Raw genomic sequence first — 19,545 nt, 5'->3', positions numbered from 1 at the left:
CCCACCCAAAAACCAGCCTGTGGATAGCGACCCAAAGAGGGCACGAAAATTCACCCGGCAATGGTGTGATTGTGGATAACTACCGAGGCCTGTGGACAAACAACGACACGAAAACCACGAATCGTGTTTCCTGGTCCCGTCCGTCCCGTCCGTCCCGACCACCCCGAACGCGCCAACCAGGAGGCCCGAGATGCCCGAGATGCCGAAGCCAGAAGACCGAACCGCCGCCATCCGCCCGAAGCTCCGCCACTCAGTGCTTGCGTCGGGTCGCCGCGACGGCCAGCTCCGCCAGTCGGGTCGCCGCCGGCTCCGCGACCGGGGCGGCGGCGAGCGCGGCCAGCGCGTTCTCCCGCAGCTCCTCGATCCGCCGCTCCACCGCCGCCACCGCGCCGAGGTCGACCAGCAGCTCCCGCACGACCGCCACCCGCTCCTCGGACAACTCCGGGTCGCCCACCGCCGCCCGCAGCGCCCTGGCCGCGTCAGCACGCCCGCTTGCCTCGGCGTGCTCCAACCCGAGCGCGACGAGCAACGTGCGCTTGCCCTCGCGCAGGTCGTCCCCGGCCGGCTTGCCGGTGACCTCCGGGTCGCCGAACACGCCCAACATGTCGTCCCGGAGCTGGAACGCGATGCCGAGGTCCGCCCCGAACCGGCGGAACGCGTCGACCAGCGACCGGTCGGCGCCCGCGATCGCCGCGCCCAGGTGCAGCGGGCGCTCCACGGTGTAGGCGGCCGTCTTCATCCGGGGCACGCGCAGCGCCGCCTCCACGGACTCGTCTCCGCGCGCCTGGGTGAGCACGTCGAGGTACTGGCCGGCCAGGACCTCGGTGCGCATCGCGCGCCACGGCTCGGCGGCCCTGCGCAACGCCGCGCCGGGCAGATCCGCCTCGAACAGCATGTCGTCGGCCCACGCCAACGCCAGGTCGCCCAGCAGCACGGCCGCCGCCAGGCCGAACCGCTCCGGTGCTCCGCGCAACGCCTCGGTGCGGTGCCGCTCGCCGAAGGCGACGTGGATCGTGGGGGAGCCCCGCCGCATCGCGGAGTCGTCCATGAGGTCGTCGTGCACCAGCGCGCACGCCTGGATCAGCTCCAGCGCGCTGAGCGCGTGCAGCACTGCCGGCGCCTCCGGGCCGTCCGGGTCGCCGCCGGCGCCCCGCCACCCCCACCAGGCGAAGGTGGGGCGGATGCGCTTGCCGCCGCCGAGTACGAAGCCGGACAACGCGTCCACCGCCCGCGCGAAGGACTCGTCGATCCGCTCCGCCTCCTCCCGCCGCTCGGCGAGGAAGGCGGTCAGCTCCCGCTCGACGTGGCCCGGCAGGTCGACGTCGAGGCCGGAGTGGAGGCTGCTGTCTGGCGTTGCGGGCACGCCCCCATCCTCCAAGGGGGCTGTCGGCGACGTGTGCCGGGGTCATTTGACGATGTCTGTTCCCATTCCCTGAGACCCCGCTCTCGGCAATCGGTCCCGGAAGTACCCTCCGAAGCATGGTGGCGGTGGTCGATCGGGTGCGCTGCGGACGGCCCGTTTTCTCTGTGGAGTTCCTGGAACCGCGGGACTCCGAGGGCGAGCGGCAGCTCTGGCGCGCGGTCCGCTCGTTGGAGCCGCTCGATCCCGCCTTCGTGTCCGTTACCTACGGCGCCGGCGGCACGCGGCGGGACCGCACCATCCGGGTGACGGGGCGCATCGCGCAGGAGACGACGCTCGTGCCGGTCGCCCACCTGACGGCGGTCAACCACTCGGTGGCCGAGCTGCGCAACGTCATCGGCTGGTACGCGGCCGTCGGCGTGCACAACGTCCTCGCGCTGCGGGGCGACCCGCCCGGCGACGTGCACGGCGAGTGGATTCGGCACCCCCAGGGCCTCGCCTACGCGGAGGACCTGGTCCGGCTGGTCCGCGAACTGGGTGACTTCTGCGTCGGGGTCGCGGCCTTCCCCTACGGCCACCCCCGGTCGACCGACCTCGAGGCCGACACCACCTACCTGGTGCGCAAGATCCGAGCCGGCGCGCACTACGCGATCTCGCAGCTCTTCTTCGACGTCGAGGACTTCCTGCGGCTCCGCGATCGTGTTGCCGCGCAAGGGATCGACCTCGACGAGGTGCCGCTGCTGCCCGGCATGATGCCGATCAGCACCTTCCGCGGTGTCCAGAAGATGGCCCACCTCGCGGGCGCGCCCGTGCCCTCCACCATCACCTCGCGGATCGAGCGCTACGCCGACGACCCGAAGGCGCTGCGCGCCGAAGGCGTCGACATCGCGACGGAGATGGGGCAACGACTGCTCGACGAGGGCGTGAACGCGCTGCACTTCTACACCCTCAACCGCTCCCTGGCCACGAGCAAGGTCGTCTCCCGCCTCGGCCTCGTCCCCACCCGCGCCTGACCCCTTCTCCTGTCGGCCTCCCTACTCTCGCCGCCATGCGCGCGAAACGCTGAGGCGTTTGCAGTATCAGCTTGTTTGAGGCTGTAGGTAGAAAGGCGGTAGACCCCGCAACGTTCGTGAGAAGAGCGCACAGCGGACGCTCTCGCGGTTTCTTTCGTTACCTCCTCGTGCGGGCTCCCGCCGATCCGCATGTAGGGCAATAGCGGCAGAGCTTTTCGGAGCAATCGTCGGGTGACGTCGGTCACGCGGCGATGGTGCCGTTTCATCCATTTGACCCCTGTCGTCCGTGTCGGCGATTACTCAAGATCAACCCTGTTTGAGCGCGGGAGTCGGGGGCCCGCATCGATGCTCGTGAAGGGGGTTCTTGTCATGACGCGTGCCGACAGATTTCGGCATGCCCGCAGACGAGCGAGACGCATGGTCGCTCTCGCCCTGGCGGTCACATTAGGTGTGTCCGTGGCCCAGGCGACGGTGACCGCTTCGGTCTCGCTCGCCGAGTCGCCACAGCCCACGTCCGGAAAACCGACGGATATTCGGCCGTTGCGAAACGAGCCGGGGTCCTCGGTGCAACCGGAGTTTCCCAAGGGTGATTTCTCGCAGTCATCACCTGTGGGAGACACGAAGAAGCCGTCAACCGCTCCGGTGAAGGACTCTTCCGGTTACGTCGACGGTCAGTCCCAGCTCGTCGAACGGAAGCCCACCGCGAACGTCTTCCGCAACCCGGACGGGACGAGGGCGGTGAAGCTCTACCGGGATCTCGTCAACGTTTCCGGACGGTGGCGGCCAGATGGTGCCCGTAGACACCAAGCTGGAACGCAAGGACGGCGTGCTCAAACCAAAGGCGGCGGTCACCGACTCGCGAGTGCCTGAACGAAGCGGGCCAGGTGCCGTGATCCGGGCCCAGACGCGGGACGGAGCCTCGGCGGAGCTGGAGCCCATCGACTTCGCGGTGCGTGACGCGAAGAGGGACGGCTCCACCGCTGTCTATGAGGGTGTTCAGGACGGTGTGGACCTGAAGGTCCGCGTGCTGAACCGAGGATTCAAGCAGGACCTGGTCCTCCACAAGGCGCCGTCCAAGCCGGAGTGGAAGTACCGGCTGCGTGTCGCCGCCAACCTCGAACCGAAGCCGGAGAAGGACGGCTCGATCGCGGTCAAGGACGGGGCGGGCAAGGCCCGCTTGGTGATTCCGGCCCCCACAGTGTGGGACGCGAGCGGAATGGAGCCCGTGCGGGAACCGGTGTCGCAGCGGCTCGAGCGGGATGACAAGGGTTGGCTGGTCGTCCTGAGCGTTGACAGCAAGTGGCTGTCGACCCAGGGACGTAAGTACCCGGTCACGGTTGATCCCGCGCTCAGCGATCCGCATGGTTACGGACCGAACGTCTACACCAACACGTACGTGAGTGATGGCTGGCCTGATCAGAACTACAGCCGCCAGCTGTGTGCTGACTCCGCTGGCTGTGTGCTCAAAGTCGGCTATTACCCCGGCGCGGGAAACAACCGGGCGTATGTGAACTACAACATCGACCCGATCCGTGGCAAGCAGATCCTGCATGCCGAGTGGCGTGGTTACTGGATGTGGTCCAGTCAGCCGGGTCTGGCTCTGGGGTGCGAACATCGCGTGGGACGCGGCCACCATGACCTGGAACAACCAGCCGGGGCAGGCGACCGGCGGTAAGCAGGGTGAGGGCGCCGGTGGCAGCGAGTCCAGCGTGGACATCACGGACTGGATGGCGAACTACGCCAACGGATCCGCCGCCTGGCACGGTTTCATGGTCAACGACAACGGCCACAGCGACCCCGCGTACTGGAAGAAGCTGGCCGTGGACGAGGCCGCCCCGACCGCGTCGTACCTGTTGATCTCCTACAACGACTGGCCGTACGTCACCGGTCAGCCCGGCTGCGACGGATGCTCGTGGCACACCAGGGACATCGAAGTCGGGGTCGACACCGTGGACCCCAACGGAGACGACCGGTACGTCGAGTTCTACGTGGGAACGGACCCCGTCCACGTCTACGCCACTCAGATCGCGAGTTCCGGGACGATCACCAAGACCGGTGGGTCGAATCCCGCAGTGTGGAAGATCCCGGCCGCGGCACTCGAATGGAACAAGACCTACTACTGGTACGCCAGGGTTCGGGACGGCTATATGCCGGCCAACTCCTGGAACGTCTCACAGGTCTACAGCTTCTCCACGAAGAACGGCACCCCGGCGACCCCGTCACTCCAAGGTCCGTCTGATCGGGCGGTGGTGTCGACCAAGCAGCCGGTGCTGACGGTCGGGGCTGTGACTGACCCGGACAACGACACGGTTCAGTACGAGTTCTCCGTCGCCACGGGTTCCGACGGGCAGTCGGGGCTGGTGGCCAAGTCCGGGTGGCTCGACAGCCCGTCCTGGACCGTGCCGGTCGGAGTCCTCAAGGACGGCGTGAACTACACCTGGACGGCACGGGCCAGGGACAAGATGCCGGAGACGGTGTCGACGTTGGCCGCCTCCCGCAAGTTCAAGGTGGACCTGCGGCTGGGTGCTCAGGGCCCGGTGCCCGGTGACGCGGTAGGACCTGTGACGGTCAACCTCTCGACCGGAAACGTCATCACCAGGGCTTCGACTCCAGCGATGAAGACCGTTGGTGGCGACGTCTCCGTCCAGTTCACCTACAACTCCCAGGGCGTGGAGGAAACCGGCCTCGTCGGCTCCTACTACACGGGCACCTCGAACGACGGGATCAAGGACACGGACTCGCCGGTGCTGGTGCGCACCGATCCCCAGGTCTCGTACTGGTGGCCCGACGGCTCACCCTATGAGCCGGTGATTCCCAAGGACGGGTTCCGCATTCGCTGGTAGGGCTACGTGCGTGTGCCTGCCACCGGAAGCTACGTGTTCGGTGGCCAGCACGACGACGGCATGCGGGTGTGGATCGGCAATGACCTCGTGTTCGACGAGTGGTCGACCTGGATGGGCGGCACCGAGCCGCCCCGGTTCGGGACCGCCAAGCAACTGGAGGTCGGCAAGTACTACCCGATCCGGGTGGAGTACCAGGAACACCTCCGGGACGCCTTCGTCCGCCTCTGGGCGAAGAAGGACGTTGACGCTCCGGTGGAGGTCCCCTCGTCCTGGCTCTCGCCGACCGCGGCCACGATGCCGCCGGGGTGGTCGGTGTCCGCTGACCTCGACGGCACGGGCACGGGCTACACCAAGGCTGCCCTGACGGACAGCACGGTTGTGCTCACGGACACCACGGGCGCCGCGCACACCTACACCAAGCTCGCCGATGGTGGGTACGCCCCACCTGCCGGCGAGTACGGCACCCTGTCGCGCGACGGTGACGGCAAGCTCACGCTGATCGATTCTGACGGCACGACCTACGTGTTCGACTCCTCCGGGAACATCGTGTCGATTACGTCGCCCGTCGACGCGCGCAAGCCGGCCGCGGCTCGGATGGAGTGGACGACGCCGGACGCGTCGAATCCGATCCCTCGCCTGACCAAGATCATCGACCCGGTCTCCAACCGGGCGATCACCCTGCACTACTCGGGATCCCAGGAATGCCCGAAGTGGACCGGCTACGACTGGCCTCCGCCTCCCGGCTTCCTGTGCACGGTGGCACTTCCGGACGGCGCCAAGTCGCATCTCTACTACCTCAACGGCCGGCTGGCACAGCTCCAGAACCCGGGCGCGGAGCTCACGCAGTTCAGTTTCAACAGCGTTCACCTGCTCGACCAGATGCGAACCAGCGCCTCGATGGACTGGATCGTCGTCGACCCGCAGAAGCGCGACACGCAAGCCCCCAACCATCGGCTGGGGTACGACGGGCAGAAACGTGCTCTGTGGGTGGAGGCGCCGGAACCGACGGGAGTCGACCAGAAGCCGACGCAGCGCCCGAGGCACGACTACTCGTACGGACCGGACTGGACGGAAGTGGACGTTGCCGGAGTGAGTCCCGCCTCGGGTTACTCACGTCGGGTCACGCGTGACGCCGCCGGGCGGATGCTCGTTGACACGGACGCGACCGGAAAGGCCGGCAAACACGAGTGGGCTGACGCCGACAAGGAGTTGTCGAAGACGGACGCCGCCGGGCGGAAGACGACGACGATCTACGACGCGAAGGGCAACCCGGTCGAGACCTACGGACCCGCTCCGGAGGCGTGCTTCGGCGGTGACCGGCGACCCAAGAGCCCAGCCCCAGCGGGATGTGACAAGATCCCCAGCAAGCGGACGTCCTACGACGAGGGCATGACCGGTCTGTCGGCCGCGTGGTGGTCCAACGCCACCATGTCCGGCCCGGCGAACAGCTACAACACCAGTGGGCCGAACACTGACTGGAGCGCCAACGCCCCAGCCGAAGGACTGGACCTGAAGAGCGCCTACTCGGGACGCCTCACCGGTCAGCTCCAGGTGGACAGCGCGGGCTCCTACATGTTCGGCACGGCGGAAGATGGCGCGACGGATGGCATGCGGTTCTACGTCGACGACAACCTCGTGGTCGACCGCACCTATGCCCCCAACGTCGTGGAGTCGAAGCCACGTGGTTACTGGCGTCTCGGAGACAACGACGAGACCGCTAGGGACAGCTCTGGCAACGGTCGGAACGGCACTTACTCGGGATCGGTGGCTCGCCAGCGTGATGGTGCGATGCCGGATGACAACAGCAGAGCCGTCGACTTCTCCGGCGGGAAGGTGGAGATTCCGCACCACGACGCGCTCAACCTGACCGGGGCCATGTCCGTCGAGATGTGGGTCAAGCCGCGCGTGGTGGAGAACGCGCACCAGATGTTGATCAACAAGGTTGACAACGCCTCCGGCTGGAACGCCTCGTTCGACCTGGTGCTGCGGCCGGACTTCAAGCTGGACTTCCTCCAGGGCGCGGGCACCACCGCGGGGCCCGGCCTCTCGACGGAGACCTTGGCCCCCAACCACTGGAACCACGTGGTGGTGACCCGGGACTCCCAGGGGAAGGTGGCCTACTACATCAACGGCAAGAAGGCGGGCGAGGGAACTCCGGGTGCGAAGCCCGGGGCCAACGCCGCGCCCGTGCGCATCGGAGCCCGGGTTGACGGGAACACCGCGCAGACTCTGATCGACGAGGTCGCGGTCTACGACCGTCCCCTGAGCGAGAAGGAGGTCAGCAAGCACATGGGGGCGGCCGGTCGCGTGAACCAGGGGCGGCAGGCCATCGCCCTGTCCGCTGGCCCACACCGGTTACGCATCGACTACATCCGGCACGCACTGTCCGGAAACCAGACGCGGGGCAGCAACGGGATCGACTTCACCTGGCGGAAGGAGAACGGCTTCGACTGGGCCAAGGTGCCCGCGGACAAGCTCACTCCCGACTACGGCCTCACCACCTCAACGGTCGAGCTCGACTCCGACTCGGTCCCCGAGCACCGCAGTACGACCAACTACCGGGAGGGGCTGGACCCCGCCTACGGTCTGGCGGGTTCCTCGACCTCCGACCCGGGTGGCCTTCGTCTGACCACCAAGACCGCCTACGAGAAGCCGGGTAACGGCTACCTCAGACGAGTCGGCAAGCAGACGCCTTCTGGCGCGGCGACCGTCTACAGCCACTACGGGAACACCGAGACGCGCGACAACCCGTGCACATCTGCGGTGGATCCGATTCCGCAGTCGGGTCTGGCGAAGGGCTCGACCGGACCCAAGCCCGCGTCCGGCCCAGCGCGCACCGAAGAGCAGGTCTACGACCTGCGCGGCCGGGTGATCGCGGAAAGCGCCGGTGGCGGCGGTTGGATCTGTACCCGGTACGACGAGCGTGGTCGAGTCGTCGAGAAGACCTACCCGGCGAACTCCACTGCCGGTGAGCGGAAGGTTGTTCACGACTACAAGGTTGGCGGAGACCCGCTCACCACTTCGGTCGGTGACGTGCACGGCACGGCCACGACCAAGGCGGACCTGCTGGGCCGAACTGTCAGTTACACCGACGTGTGAGGGACCCGTACCGAGACCAGCTACGACCGAGCCGGCCGGGCTGTCTCGGAGAAGGTGACTCCGCCGAATCCCGCCGACCCGCCGCAGGTCAGCACGCCGACTTACGACGACGCGGGACGGGTGCTCAGCACCAAGCTCGGTGACACCGTGCTCGCCACCGTCTCCTACGACGCGGCTGGCGAGATCAGCTCGGTCAACTACAGCAACGGGACGTCGCTTTCCAAGCTCGGCAAGGACGGTGCGGGACGTGTCCTCTCGCTGACCTGGAAGACGGCTGACGGGCGGGAGATCACTTCCGCGGTGACCCGGTCGCGGTCGGGCACCATCATCGACGAGTCCCTCAACGGTGTCGATGCGCGCCCGAACGGTCCGAACTACGTCTACGACGCTGTGGGGCGACTGACCGAGGCGTGGGTGACAGGACACCACTACACCTACGACTTCACCTCTCAGGCGTCGGCGACCTGTCCGAGCGGCACCCAGGGGAATGCCGGCGCGAACACCAACCGTGTGCGGCTGATTGACGAAAGCCCAGGCGGCAGGGCCGAGACCGGCTACTGCTACGACGCCGCCGACCGGGTTCTCTCCACGCACGGGGCGGTCGCGGCAACCTTCAGCTACGACTCGGAGGGGAACACCACCGAGATCAAGCAGGGCGACCATTCGACCTTCCTCGGCTGGGACTCGGCCGGCCGGCACCAGACGCTGAGGGTGACCGGACCAGAGGCCGCCGATGTCGCCTACCTCAGGGACGTGACGGACCGGATCGTGCGACGTGACGTGCAGGGCGGCAAGGACACCACCGTCCTCTACGGGCACACGGGGACGGGTGACACTGCCGACTTCGCCCTCAGTGGTGACAAGCGGATGATCACGCGGTCGTTCTCTCTGCCTGGCGGTGTGCTGTTCACGCTCAAGGGTGGTGATGGCGCGACTCAGCCGACCTGGGATCACCCCTCTGTGCGTGGTGACCTGTCGCTGACGACCGGCCAGGACGGGAAACAGGTCGGCGAGCTGCGGACCTACAACCCGTACGGCGAGCCGCTCTCCAACTCCGGTTCCGTCAACTCGGACAACGTCCCTGACAACCAGCCGGGGCAGATGGACTACGGCTGGCTCGGCCAGCACCAACGTCCTTACGAGCACCTGGGCAGTCTCGCCGTGGTGCAGATGGGCGCCCGCCCCTACCTGCCCTCACTCGGTCGCTTCCTGTCAGTCGACCCGGTGGAAGGCGGCTCCGCCAACGACTACGACTACGTCAACGCCGATCCCATCAATGACAGGGACCTCGACGGACGTTGGAGTTGGGGCGGTCTTAAGAACCTGATTAAAAGGGGCCTGGACAACCACTGGGTGCGGGGCATTGCAACGGGCGTCGCGGTCGGGTTAGTTTGTGTTGGGTCAGCGGGAGTCGGCTGTGCCGTTGGTGTTGGCTTTGCAGTTGGCGCTGGCCTGGGTGCAGCAAACTGGTACGTCAATAGGCGCAGTGAAAACCCGTGGGCGCATGCCATCCTGGGGGGAGTAGGTGGCGCGTTTAAGGGATTCAAAGGCTGGGCTGTTGCGCGACACGTGGCATCGAAGTACCCGGTCGTGCAGAGCCATCGCTTGGTGGGGCGGTATGCTGGCAGATATTTCGCTGCGCGGCGAAGTTTTTCTCCGTCGTCATTGTGGGCTGCTAAGAGGTACGTGAAGTCGCGTAAACAGGCGGCCTACAGGGCGCGATGGAACTAGTTTGCGTTATTGATAGACTGGCCGGAGACCGGTGACACCACCGGTCTCCGGCCAGTCTTGAGAGGAGATTCTTTGGAAGACAAGAATGAAATTCTGCGCAGTCGTGTAATTAACTATTCAGCCCTGGCTGTACTCCTGCTTGGAGCGACAGTATTCCCTAAAGCGGAACTTGTTTCCGTGCCGTCTTGGGTGCCGCCCGGATTGTTGACCCTCTTTGCTTCCCTCCTGCCGCTGGAGCTTGTGTGGCGATCAGGCTTGCGGCCGAGGATCGTTTGGAATGTCGGTGGAATTACAATTGTGCGTTGGTTTACTGTCTCCGCGTACCCCTGGAGTGAGATCGTCAGAATCTATGAGGAGTCCAATCGTATTCACATCCTACTCAATAATAAAGATGAGGAAGTGTGGGAGTTTGACCACCTATGGTTGTGGTCGAAACTTTCGAAACGTTATGCTGCGCGTGCCGGAAAGATCGGGTCTCGGTTGAGTAAGGCACTGGAGGACGGGCGTCTGTACGGCGCTGCGGTGCCTCCGCCTGTGGATCTGCCACGCAGGCCGGCGGCCTTGTACTTGCTGGCGGTGCTCGCAGCTGTGTTCGGCCAATTGTTGACCTCACTTAGTTAGTGTCGCCATAGTCAGGGTGGAGAAGTTTGAGGACGTAACGCGTATTTGCCCGAAAGAGGAAATCATGAGAATCGACCTTGGATCGAGAGTCGAGCGCTGGATCGCCAGGGCGGTTTCCGACGAGCGCTGAGCAGCTCGACGTGCGATCGTACAGAACTGGGCAAGACCTCATGATGGATATCAATCTCAACGGCCTTGGGCGCCATCAACTCGGACTCCGAGTGATGGAGGGATTGGTCCTTCTTGATGTCGACGGTGGGCAGGTGATGGAGTTCGCCGAGTGCGACGACCGAGACATGTGGGGCCTGTTGAATATCGTCAACACTTAATTATCTTGGTGAGCTGAAGGTTCAGATAGGTTCTCGGAACGGCAGGTGCTACGCCTTGCGTGTGGGAGGGGGAGGAGTTACTCTTCTCTGTTCCGCTGTTCGCATCCAGATCCGGGCGCAGAGAGTGGCGACGTCTCGAATGAGCCGTGGCGGGCAGTCCTGGTTGGGCGAAGTCAAAGCCTGGTGGCTGGACAGTTGGGGAGTTTGCTGTGGAAGTCGGTTTCGTGGGGCTGGATCGGTGGAACTTCGATAGCGAGATCATCGGATGCGCGGGCACCGCTCTGGGATTCGTTGACCTCCATAATTCTTGTGACATCATGCGTGTGGAGTTCGGCTTGGGGCTGAGTGTGCCGAGCCTGTTCCTCCACTTCGAGACGATCGCCGCTCGCGAGAGGTTCGCCCTTGCCTTCCGGGAAGTTTCCACGATGGAGGCGTCCCAGAAGGACGCCAGCCCCGACGATGGGCAGGTGTTCCACGGTCTCGACTACTGGTATGACATCGAGCGTGACACCGCCCTGTTCAGGGTTGACCTGGAGATGATGGAGCTGCGCTTCGCGGCGCGCGAGGTGGCGTTTGTCGTCTGACTTCTCCCGCTGCCGCCGGGTGAGGGTGACGTGATCGGACCTGGAAGTTGACGGAGGGGTTGGTGAGGAAGAGGTCTCGTTTCCCGCGCATGTCCTTTCCCAGAGTGGCTACGCTGGCAGCGTGCGTCGATCTGTCGCTCTCGATTGTGTACCTGCTGGCGGGCGACTTGGGTGGTTCGGGCTTCGGTGCGGGCTCCCTGAGGTTCGTGTCCGGGACCGCGGCCCCCGGTTCTGTGCTGGCGCGCACTGTGGTCGTTCAGCACAAGGGTTGGGGTGAGTTCTACACCGAGGGTGGGGTCGTTGAGGCTGGATGCGGGATCCTCTCGTTCGGGGTGGTCTACGTCGACGTCCGGCTTGATGATTTTCGGGTTGTCGGCGTGTCCGGCTACTACGGGAGGGTTTGGGACGCTGATCCCTTGCTTGCTGTTCTTCCGGAGAGGAGTGAGCCGCGTGACGTCATGTTGTTGACTGATGCTGACCTGGCACCGGGCGTTGCAGTAGGCGAGGAAGCGTTCTTCGCTGTGCGGGCTGTTGGGCGCGGCGTTCTGTACGAAGGCCCTTGGCGGTCGAGTGACGTTGCGAAATGGGTTTTCTGCTCAGCGGGGTTCTGGGTCGGATGTGATGACGTCGACCGCCTGAACGCGATATATCTCCCCTCGGGCATGTGATGGGATACCTCCCATTCGGAGGGAAGATGCACAGGTACCTCAAGGTTGCTGTCCGGGCAGGACTACAGAGATGGTCCACGTGGCGGGAGGGGGAGCGGCGGCACAGGGTCGAGAAGGAGGCTTTGGAGGTGCGAGAGGCACACGAACAGTGGCTTGAGGGACGGGTCCGGTTATTGCCGTTGCTGGATCAGTGGCGCGAGTCGGTCGTGGATGTCCTGCCAGCCGGAAGTGAGCTGGAGATCGACGTTGATCTGGACGAAGCACCGAGCGGGCCGTGGCTCTGGTTCATCGAGTTCCGGGTCGGGGCGACTGAGTGGGAGGCGATTGCGCCTCCTCGGCTCGATCACCTCGCGTTCGCGGATGAGGCCGGGTACTTCGAGGTGGTGGTTGGGCTGGAGGAGGTGCCGGGGTTTCTTCGCCGGCGAGTCGCCTCGGCGCGGGGGCGGGAGTAGCTGAGGCGGGTCAGTGGGCTTCGCGGCGGACGTGGCGGCGGTGGGCGAGGAAGGCCAGTCCGATGACGAAGAGGGCCACGGCGACGCAGGTGGCGGCGACGAGGAGGGCCCAGCCGTGCCAGGAGCCGGAGGCGGCGCCGACGTAGCGGGCGGTGGCGGCGAGCTCGTTGACCTGCCCGGGTTTGGGCAGCCAGTTCACCGTGCCGGACGCCTCGTCGCCGTTGGTGGTCAGCACCTGGCCGGGGAAGCTGATCCGGACCTGCACGTCGGTGCGGTCCGGCGGCACCTGGGTCAGGTCGACCGATCCGGCCAGCGTGACGGTCTCGCCGGTGCGGCGCAGGGAGAACTGGTACCGGGAGTTGGTGGCGGAGGTGAGGCTCGTGAGCACGCGGAGTTCCTCGAAGCCCAGCTCGTTGAAGAACAGCTGCGAGCCCGCGTAGCCGTCGGTGGAGTAGGACTGCACCCGCACCCGGCTGCGGAGCGTGTCGGGGACCTGGAGCTGCGGCCCGGAGTCGCCCTCCCTGGTCGGCAGGGCGGCGACCACCAGTTCGCCGGAGACCCGGTCCTCCTCGTTGACGGCCATCGCGGCCTTCACCCGGACGCAGCCGCCGAGCAGGACCGCCAGGACCAGCACGAGCACCGGCAGCACCGTGACGGATGGCCGAGCACGGCGCCGGGCGGTCGGCTGCTCCACCCCAGAGCGCACCCGGTCATCGTGCCAGTCGGGTGACCGTCGGCGCGCCCCGAGCGGGCCGCGATCACGCGGACGCCGCGCCGAACGGAGGAACCCGGGGGTCGGCATCACCGTTTCGGGTGGATGAGTCGGTGGTGGCACAGGGCCAAACGGGGTGCGGAACACCCGGGGTGAACAGGTAGCGTCCCGCACATGGCATCCACCCCTACCGGTGTGCACGAGATCAGTGACCGGTACGTCGAGGACTACGCGGCCCTCGACCCGATCACTGCCACCTACCTGGGCGTTCCAGGTCATGACGAGAAGCTGACCGACTTCTCGCCCGAGGGCCACCAGGCCCGCGCCGAGCTGGCCCGCCGCGCCCTGGCCGACCTCGAGGCCGCGCGGCCCGCCGACGCCGACGAGGAGACCGCCAAGGCGGTGTTCCAGGAGCGGGTCGGCCTGAACGTGGAGATCCACGACGCCGGGCTGGACGAGTCGGCGCTCAACGTCATCGCCAGCCCGGTGCAGGACCTGCGTCAGGTGTTCGACCTGATGCCGACCGACAGCGCCGAGAACTGGACGGTGGTCGCCCGCCGGCTGACCGCGATGCCCGAGGCGGTCGCCCAGCTGCGCGCCTCGCTCGCGCGCGCCGCCGACCGGGGCAACGTCGCGGCGATCCGCCAGGTCACCAGGGTCGCCGAGCAGTGCGAGACCTGGGCCGGCCTGCGGGGTGGCAGGTCGTTCTTCGCCAACCTGATCGCCTCCGCCGAGGGCGCGGACGGGGTCGGCCCCGCCCTGCGCACCGACCTGGAGACCGGCGCGAAGGCCGCCGCCGAGGCCTACGCCGACCTGGCCCGCTTCCTGCGCGAGGACCTCGCGCCGAAGGCTCCGGCCAAGGACGCGGTCGGCGAGGACGTCTACCGGCTCTGGTCGCGGTACTTCACCGGCGCGAAGCTGGACCTGGCCGAGGCCTACGAGTGGGGCTGGGCCGAGTTCTCCCGCATCGAGGCCGAGATGAAGCGGGTCGCCGAGCGGATCAAGCCGGGTGCGACCCTGGCCGAGGCCGCCGCCGCGCTCGACGCCAACCCGCGCTACCAGGTGCACGGCCAGGACGCCTTCGCCGCGTGGATGCAGCAGCTGTCGGACAAGGCGCTGGTCGACCTGCGTGACGTGCACTTCGCGATCCCCGACGCGCTCATGAAGCTCGAGTGCAAGATCGCGCCCCCCGGTGGCGGCGTCGGCGCCTACTACACGGGCCCGACCGACGACTTCTCCCGCCCCGGCCGCATGTGGTGGTCGGTGCCGGCGGACAAGGAGGAGTTCAGCACCTGGCGCGAGGTCTCGACGGTCTACCACGAGGGCGTGCCCGGCCACCACCTCCAGATCGCGACCGCCGTCTACCAGCAGGCCCGGCTGAACCGGTTCCAGCGCCTGATGTGCTGGGTGTCCGGCTACGGCGAGGGCTGGGCGCTCTACGCCGAGCGGCTCATGCGCGAGCTGGGCTACCTCGAGGACGACGGCAACCTGCTGGGCATGCTCGACGCCCACCTGTTCCGCGCCGCCCGCGTGGTGGTGGACCTCGGCATGCACCTGGAGCTGGAGATCCCGGCCGGCACCGGGTTCCACGAGGGCGAGCGGTGGACGCCGGAGCTGGGCCTGGAGTTCATGCTCACCCGCACCATCACCGACCCGGGCCACGTGCGCGACGAGATCGACCGCTACCTGGGCTGGCCGGGGCAGGCCCCGTCCTACAAGCTCGGCGAGCGGCTGTGGCTCGCCGCGCGGGAGGAGGCGCGCCAGCGGCATGGCGACGCCTTCGACCTCAAGCGGTTCCACATGCAGGCGCTGGAGATGGGTGCCATGGGGCTGGACACGCTGCGGGAGCAGCTCGTCAAGCTCTGACCGGCTCGTGCCGACCTCGTGGTCCCGGGCGCTCATCGCTCGCCCGGGGCCACGAGGCCCGCCGTCTGCCGGTCCGGCGCCACGGTGAACGCCCACCGGTCCACGCCGGGCTTGCCGTCGTCCTTCCACCGCAGGTAGGCCATCTCGACCTCGTTCCACAGCCGGCGCGGCCCGCCCTGCCACACCGACTGGGGACCGGGCGCGGCCCCGTACCGGACGTGAGCCCAGGACGAGGTCACCGGGTCCAGCAACCACAACCCGTGCTCCCGGGCGCCGTCCCTCGGGGGTTCGTGCCGCCAGTGGCAGTCGGGCACCTGGGTCCCGATCGCCCACCGCGCGTCGAACCTCCTGGCCACGCGCCACAGGCTGAGCGTCGTCTGGGTGAGCTGCGCGCCGGGATCGCTGTGCGGCAGTGAGCCGGTGTCGACCCGCCGCGTCCGGTGTTGTCGCAGCGGCATCGCCGGCACGCGGCCCAGAGGGCGTCCGGTGGCGGTGCCGTCCTCGTGCACGGTGAAGGCGGTCAGGACGGAGCCGCCGGAGTAGTCCGTCCTCAGTGGAGCGACGATGCGGCCGCCCGGCCGGGTCTGCGCGACCCAGGCGTAGGGGAGCCGGCCCACGGTGACCGCCGCCGTGGACAGGACCCGGTCGTAGGGCGCCCGGGTCGGGTGGCCGAACGCCCCGTCGGCGCAGGCCACGGTCACGAGGTACCCGTGCGCGGCCAGCGCGGCGCGCGCCGTGGCCGCGAGGTAGGTGTCGATCTCGACGCTGGTCACCCGGGACGGCCCGAGCCGGTGGGCCAGCAGCGCCGTGGTGTACCCGGTGCCGGTGCCGACCTCCAGCACGCGGTTGCCGTCCTCGACCGCCAGCGCCGCCAACAGGGTCAGCACCAGGCTGGGCGGGGAGACCGAGCCCGTGCAGTGCCGGCCGTTGGTGTCGGGCCAGCGGGTCGCGCCGTCGTCGAACTGGGTCAGGACGGGCACGTCCGAGGCGACCACCTCGGCCCACCGGTCGGGATCGGTGTCCCTGGACACCGGTTTGGGCGGTCCCTGGCCCTCGCCGACCCAGACGTGGGCCGGCACGAACCCGGCCCGGTCGACGTGCCGGAACGCCTCCCGCCACGCGGCGCCGCCGGGGCCGGTGAGCGCGACCGCGCCCGCCAGCCCGGCCGGCAGGCCGTCACTCGCCGGCACCATCGCGGGTCAGCGCGCGCGTCGAGGTCGGGAAGGGGAACCGCTCGCCGTTCGTCTGCGTGCCCACCGCAAGCCTCTCGGACGTGACCGACACAGGAGCGAGGGTGAGTTTGCCTCGTTCAACAACATGTGCGGCTGAGGCGCGGCGCTGGTCCACCCCGAAGGTGTGGGTTCCGACCGACCACCGTGCGGCTCCGGCGGTCTCCTGCGATCAGTGGCCGGACTCGTCCGACGGCAGCGGAAGAGTGCGTCCCAGCACCGCGAACGGCCGGGGGTCGCCCGCGAAGAGGTAGTCGCGCAGCAGGTCCTCGAACCCGACGCGGCGGTACAGCCGCCACGCCTTGGTCGGTCCCTCGGGGGTGGAGAGCAGCACCCGTCCGGCGGGCACGCCGTCGAGGAGTCGGCGCAACACGTTCTCCCCGATCCGGTTCCCCTGGGCGTCCGGCCGCACGTGCAGCTCGGTCAGCTCGAAGTAGTCGGACATCCACTCCCTGGCGGCGCCCGTGCCGCGCACCGAGACCAGGCCCCGGCGCACCTGCTCGTGCCACCACTGGCCGGGCGCGCCGAGGTAGCCGTAGCCGATTCCCAGCAACGAGCCGTCCGCGCCGACCGCGGCCGTGCACCGCCAGCCCGGCCGCAACATGTGCGAGAGCCACATCGGCGCCCGCTGCTGCACCGTGCTCATCGGGTAGCGCATGGCCGTGACGTAGACCGTCAGCGCCTCGCCGAGCCGCGCCCGGAGCTGGTCGGATGTCCACTCGACGAGCTGGGCCGAGACCGGGGACCGTGCCGCTGTCACCGGACCGCGCTCCCGTCCGCGACCGCGACCGGGACCACCGCGCCGCCGGTCAGGGCGGCGAGCTCCGCGCAGGTGGTCGGGAAGACCGCTTTGGGGTGGCCGGCGGCCGCCCAGACCACCGGGTGGTCGGCCAACGCGCGGTCGACGAGGGTGCGCAGCGGCGCGGGGTGGCCGACCGGGGCGACGCCGCCGATGGCCTGACCGGTCGCCGTGCGGACGAAGTCGGGGTCGGCGCGGCGCACTCTGGCCACGTTCGCGAGCTCGGCGAGCAGCACCGGGTCGGCGCGGTGGGCGCCGGAGGTCAGCACGAGCAAGGGTTCGCCGTCGGCGTCGAACACCAGCGAGTTCGCGATCGCGCCGACCGGGACGCCCACGACCGCCGCGGCCTGTGCCGCGGTGCGCACCTCCTGGTCGAGAACCCGGACGCCGCGGGCGGCCGCCAGCAGGCCCGCCTCGCTCAGCGCCGTCGTGACCTTCCGGATCGCCGGGTGCGCCAGTGAACTCACCCACCCATGACACCACGCCGGGGCGGGCTCGCGTCGCCCCACCCCGCGGGTGCTTGAGGTTGTCGGTGCCCGGGGTTAACCTGAGCCTGTTCGAACGTTCGTTCGAATCGAACGGTCGAACCGGGTCCGCCAGGACGGACCCGACAAGCCGCCCGGTCGGCGGGGTGGGGGAAGCACCCCGCCGCCGGGTGCGCCGCCGGCTTCCCCACGGCGGAACACGTCCGCGCAGGCGACGTCGTGAGGAGGCCGTGATGGCTGTTCCGCTGGACTTTTCGATTCCCGCCCCGCGCCGAGGCGACCGGGCCGACGTGCGTCCCCGCCCCCTGACCAGGGACGAGCTGGCCGTGCGCCCGCTGCCCCCGCCGGCCGCGTTGGCCCTGCTGGCGCAGGCCCGCCGCGGCCTGGCCGAGGCCGGGAGCGCCGCCCGGGACGCCGACCGCTACACCACCGCGCACCTCGCGGCGCTGCGCGCCGCCGCCGCGGTGCTCGCCACCAGGGCCAGGCCGTTGGCCGAGGGGCGCAAGCCCACCAGCGTGTGGAAGCTGCTCACGTCGGTGGCGCCGGAGCTGCGGGAGTGGGCCGCGTTCTTCGCGGCCGGGGCGCGCACGCGCTCCCTGGTGCAGGCCGGGGTCACCCGGCTGGTGTCCCCGAGGGACGCCGACGACATGGTGCGCCAGGTCGGCCAGTTCGTGGACCTGGCCGAGCGCGCGGTGCACGGGGTGCGTCCTTGACGTCCGCTCGGCCGAATGCCGGAAGGACCTCGTCGCGGGTGGAGGAAAAGGGTTGAGGGTTACGGACGCACCGGGTTCCGGTGCGCCACAAGCAGGTTCGTTCGGTTCGCGTGCTGGCAATGCCTCACCCGGACCGCTGTCCGCCCGGGGGTCGGCTCCGGGGCGAGCGCGGGTTCGCCGGCCCGCTCCCCGCCCACGACCCACGCCGTGGCCCCACCGATCGGAGTTCGCGATGACCGCCTTGATCGACTACGGCCGGCTGCTCGACGTCCTGGCGGACGAGGGGCGGCTCCTTGCCGGGGCGGCGCGCGGCGCGGACCGCGTGCTGGCGGTGCCGGGCTGCCCGGGGTTGACCCTCGGGGAGACGGTGCGGCACGTGACCGAGATCTACCGCGCGGTCCTGGCCTGGCTGCGGAGCGGCGACGGGGGCGTCCCGCCTCCCGGCTCCGCGCCGGCAGCTTCGGCCGGGCCGGTCGGGCAGGCCGGGCCGGGCGCGGCTCCGGAGGACGCGCTGCTCGCGGCGTTGGTCGACCTGCTGGCCGAGCTGCGGCGGCACCGGCCGACCGATCCCTGCCGCACCTGGTGGCCGGCCGACCCGACCTGCGGCTTCTGGTGGCGGCGGCTCGCGCACGAGACCGTGGTGCACCGCGTGGACGTCCAGGGCGCCAGGGGGACGGAGGTGGCCGAGATCCCGGACGACATCGCCGTCGACGGGGTGGACGAGGCGCTGCTGTTGTGGTTCGGCCACCGCCTGGGCGCGCTCGGCGTCGCGGGCACCCGGGACGCCCGGGTCGGCGTCGTGCTGGGCGAACGGGCGTGGTTGGCCCGGGCCAGCGCGTCGGGCGCCCAGGCCCGTCGGGTGACGCCGGAGGAGGCGCGGACGGCGGACGCGCTCGTCACCGGCGACCCCGCCGCCGTCTACCTGTGGCTGTGGGGTCGGCTGCCGGACCGGGCGGTGGCGATGCGCGGGGACCAGGACGCGGTGGCGCAGTTGTGGGCGTTGCTGCGACTGGCCATGCGGTGATTCCTTGACCCCCACGA

General features: G+C 68.6%; 17 protein-coding genes. 12 read left to right on the top strand and 5 right to left on the bottom strand.

From position 1 onward, the window contains the following. Positions 1-250 precede the first annotated feature (250 nt). Positions 251-1,363 carry a polyprenyl synthetase family protein gene (locus BUE43_RS11660; protein WP_073482024.1) on the bottom strand — a complete coding sequence of 371 codons (1,113 nt, stop codon included), beginning with the start codon at positions 1,361-1,363 and terminating at the stop codon, positions 251-253. Between the two features lie 116 nt (positions 1,364-1,479). Between BUE43_RS11660 and metF the strand changes: the two genes are divergently transcribed. The 9 genes from metF (at position 1,480) to BUE43_RS11615 (ending at position 12,700) form a co-directional block, all read left to right on the top strand. Then, positions 1,480-2,373: a methylenetetrahydrofolate reductase [NAD(P)H] gene (metF, locus tag BUE43_RS11655; protein ID WP_073482021.1), complete on the top strand. Its 894-nt coding sequence runs from the start codon at positions 1,480-1,482 to the stop codon at positions 2,371-2,373. Positions 2,374-3,160: 787 nt separating this feature from the next. Beyond that, positions 3,161-4,048, top strand: a complete 888-nt coding sequence (locus tag BUE43_RS35090) for a hypothetical protein (protein WP_234995665.1) — start codon at positions 3,161-3,163, stop codon at positions 4,046-4,048. Continuing rightward, positions 4,008-5,216: a hypothetical protein gene (locus tag BUE43_RS11645; protein WP_073482016.1), complete on the top strand. Its 1,209-nt coding sequence runs from the start codon at positions 4,008-4,010 to the stop codon at positions 5,214-5,216. Before BUE43_RS35090 ends, BUE43_RS11645 begins: the two co-directional genes overlap by 41 nt. Before the next feature lie 6 nt (positions 5,217-5,222). Next, complete coding sequence (locus BUE43_RS11640) at positions 5,223-8,315, top strand: LamG-like jellyroll fold domain-containing protein (RefSeq protein ID WP_073482013.1); 3,093 nt, start codon at positions 5,223-5,225, stop codon at positions 8,313-8,315. A gap of 54 nt (positions 8,316-8,369) precedes the next feature. Further along, positions 8,370-10,046 carry an RHS repeat-associated core domain-containing protein gene (locus BUE43_RS35085; RefSeq protein WP_143174093.1) on the top strand — a complete coding sequence of 559 codons (1,677 nt, stop codon included), beginning with the start codon at positions 8,370-8,372 and terminating at the stop codon, positions 10,044-10,046. A 72-nt stretch (positions 10,047-10,118) separates the two neighbouring features. Continuing rightward, positions 10,119-10,667 carry a hypothetical protein gene (locus tag BUE43_RS33400; RefSeq protein WP_143174092.1) on the top strand — a complete coding sequence of 183 codons (549 nt, stop codon included), beginning with the start codon at positions 10,119-10,121 and terminating at the stop codon, positions 10,665-10,667. Between the two features lie 538 nt (positions 10,668-11,205). Further along, entirely contained in the window at positions 11,206-11,580 is a 375-nt protein-coding gene (locus BUE43_RS11625) for a hypothetical protein (RefSeq protein WP_073482004.1), read from the top strand. Positions 11,581-11,642: 62 nt separating this feature from the next. Further along, positions 11,643-12,248 (top strand): hypothetical protein, encoded by a 606-nt coding sequence (locus BUE43_RS11620; protein WP_143174091.1) that lies wholly within the window; start codon positions 11,643-11,645, stop codon positions 12,246-12,248. A gap of 26 nt (positions 12,249-12,274) precedes the next feature. Further along, entirely contained in the window at positions 12,275-12,700 is a 426-nt protein-coding gene (locus BUE43_RS11615; protein WP_143174090.1) for a hypothetical protein, read from the top strand. A 10-nt stretch (positions 12,701-12,710) separates the two neighbouring features. Here the strand turns inward: BUE43_RS11615 and BUE43_RS11610 are convergent, their stop codons facing one another. Beyond that, a complete protein-coding gene (locus BUE43_RS11610) occupies positions 12,711-13,406 on the bottom strand; it encodes a DUF3153 domain-containing protein (protein ID WP_234995664.1) in 696 nt (231 codons plus the stop codon). A 180-nt stretch (positions 13,407-13,586) separates the two neighbouring features. Here BUE43_RS11610 and BUE43_RS11605 point away from each other — a divergent pair, with 180 nt between their 5' ends. Then, complete coding sequence (locus BUE43_RS11605) at positions 13,587-15,278, top strand: DUF885 domain-containing protein (RefSeq protein WP_073481992.1); 1,692 nt, start codon at positions 13,587-13,589, stop codon at positions 15,276-15,278. Between the two features lie 32 nt (positions 15,279-15,310). Here the strand turns inward: BUE43_RS11605 and BUE43_RS11600 are convergent, their stop codons facing one another. The 3 genes from BUE43_RS11600 to BUE43_RS11590 form a co-directional block, all read right to left on the bottom strand. Beyond that, entirely contained in the window at positions 15,311-16,471 is a 1,161-nt protein-coding gene (locus BUE43_RS11600) for a methyltransferase domain-containing protein (RefSeq protein WP_083959574.1), read from the bottom strand. Between the two features lie 208 nt (positions 16,472-16,679). Further along, on the bottom strand, positions 16,680-17,267 hold the full coding sequence (locus BUE43_RS11595; protein WP_073481989.1) for a GNAT family N-acetyltransferase: 588 nt from the start codon (positions 17,265-17,267) through the stop codon (positions 16,680-16,682). Beyond that, the gene (locus BUE43_RS11590; RefSeq protein WP_073481986.1) at positions 17,264-17,773 is read right to left on the bottom strand and encodes a YbaK/EbsC family protein; all 510 of its coding nucleotides are present in this window, start codon (positions 17,771-17,773) and stop codon (positions 17,264-17,266) included. Before BUE43_RS11590 ends, BUE43_RS11595 begins: the two co-directional genes overlap by 4 nt. Positions 17,774-18,024: 251 nt before the next feature. Between BUE43_RS11590 and BUE43_RS11585 the strand changes: the two genes are divergently transcribed. After that, positions 18,025-18,504, top strand: a complete 480-nt coding sequence (locus BUE43_RS11585) for an SAV_6107 family HEPN domain-containing protein (protein ID WP_159447726.1) — start codon at positions 18,025-18,027, stop codon at positions 18,502-18,504. A 232-nt stretch (positions 18,505-18,736) separates the two neighbouring features. Then, positions 18,737-19,528, top strand: coding sequence for a maleylpyruvate isomerase N-terminal domain-containing protein (locus BUE43_RS11580; protein ID WP_073481984.1), 792 nt, complete (start codon positions 18,737-18,739; stop codon positions 19,526-19,528). Positions 19,529-19,545: the final 17 nt, after the last annotated feature.

Source organism: Streptoalloteichus hindustanus (assembly GCF_900129375.1).
Classification (GTDB): domain Bacteria; phylum Actinomycetota; class Actinomycetes; order Mycobacteriales; family Pseudonocardiaceae; genus Streptoalloteichus; species Streptoalloteichus hindustanus.
The sequence above is the reverse complement of the archived record's forward strand: the minus strand, read 5'-3'. Positions and strand labels throughout refer to the sequence as shown.

Bases quoted from the DNA above. Each gene is read 5' to 3' on its own strand.
- BUE43_RS11615 (WP_143174090.1), top strand. From the start codon at position 12,275: ATGCACAGGTACCTCAAGGTTGCTGTCCGGGCAGGACTACAGAGATGG.
- metF (WP_073482021.1), top strand. From the start codon at position 1,480: ATGGTGGCGGTGGTCGATCGGGTGCGCTGCGGACGGCCCGTTTTCTCT.
- BUE43_RS11645 (WP_073482016.1), top strand. From the start codon at position 4,008: ATGACCTGGAACAACCAGCCGGGGCAGGCGACCGGCGGTAAGCAGGGT.
- BUE43_RS11580 (WP_073481984.1), top strand. From the start codon at position 18,737: ATGACCGCCTTGATCGACTACGGCCGGCTGCTCGACGTCCTGGCGGAC.
- BUE43_RS11585 (WP_159447726.1), top strand. From the start codon at position 18,025: ATGGCTGTTCCGCTGGACTTTTCGATTCCCGCCCCGCGCCGAGGCGAC.
- BUE43_RS11605 (WP_073481992.1), top strand. From the start codon at position 13,587: ATGGCATCCACCCCTACCGGTGTGCACGAGATCAGTGACCGGTACGTC.
- BUE43_RS11600 (WP_083959574.1), bottom strand. From the start codon at position 16,471: ATGGTGCCGGCGAGTGACGGCCTGCCGGCCGGGCTGGCGGGCGCGGTC.
- BUE43_RS35090 (WP_234995665.1), top strand. From the start codon at position 3,161: ATGGTGCCCGTAGACACCAAGCTGGAACGCAAGGACGGCGTGCTCAAA.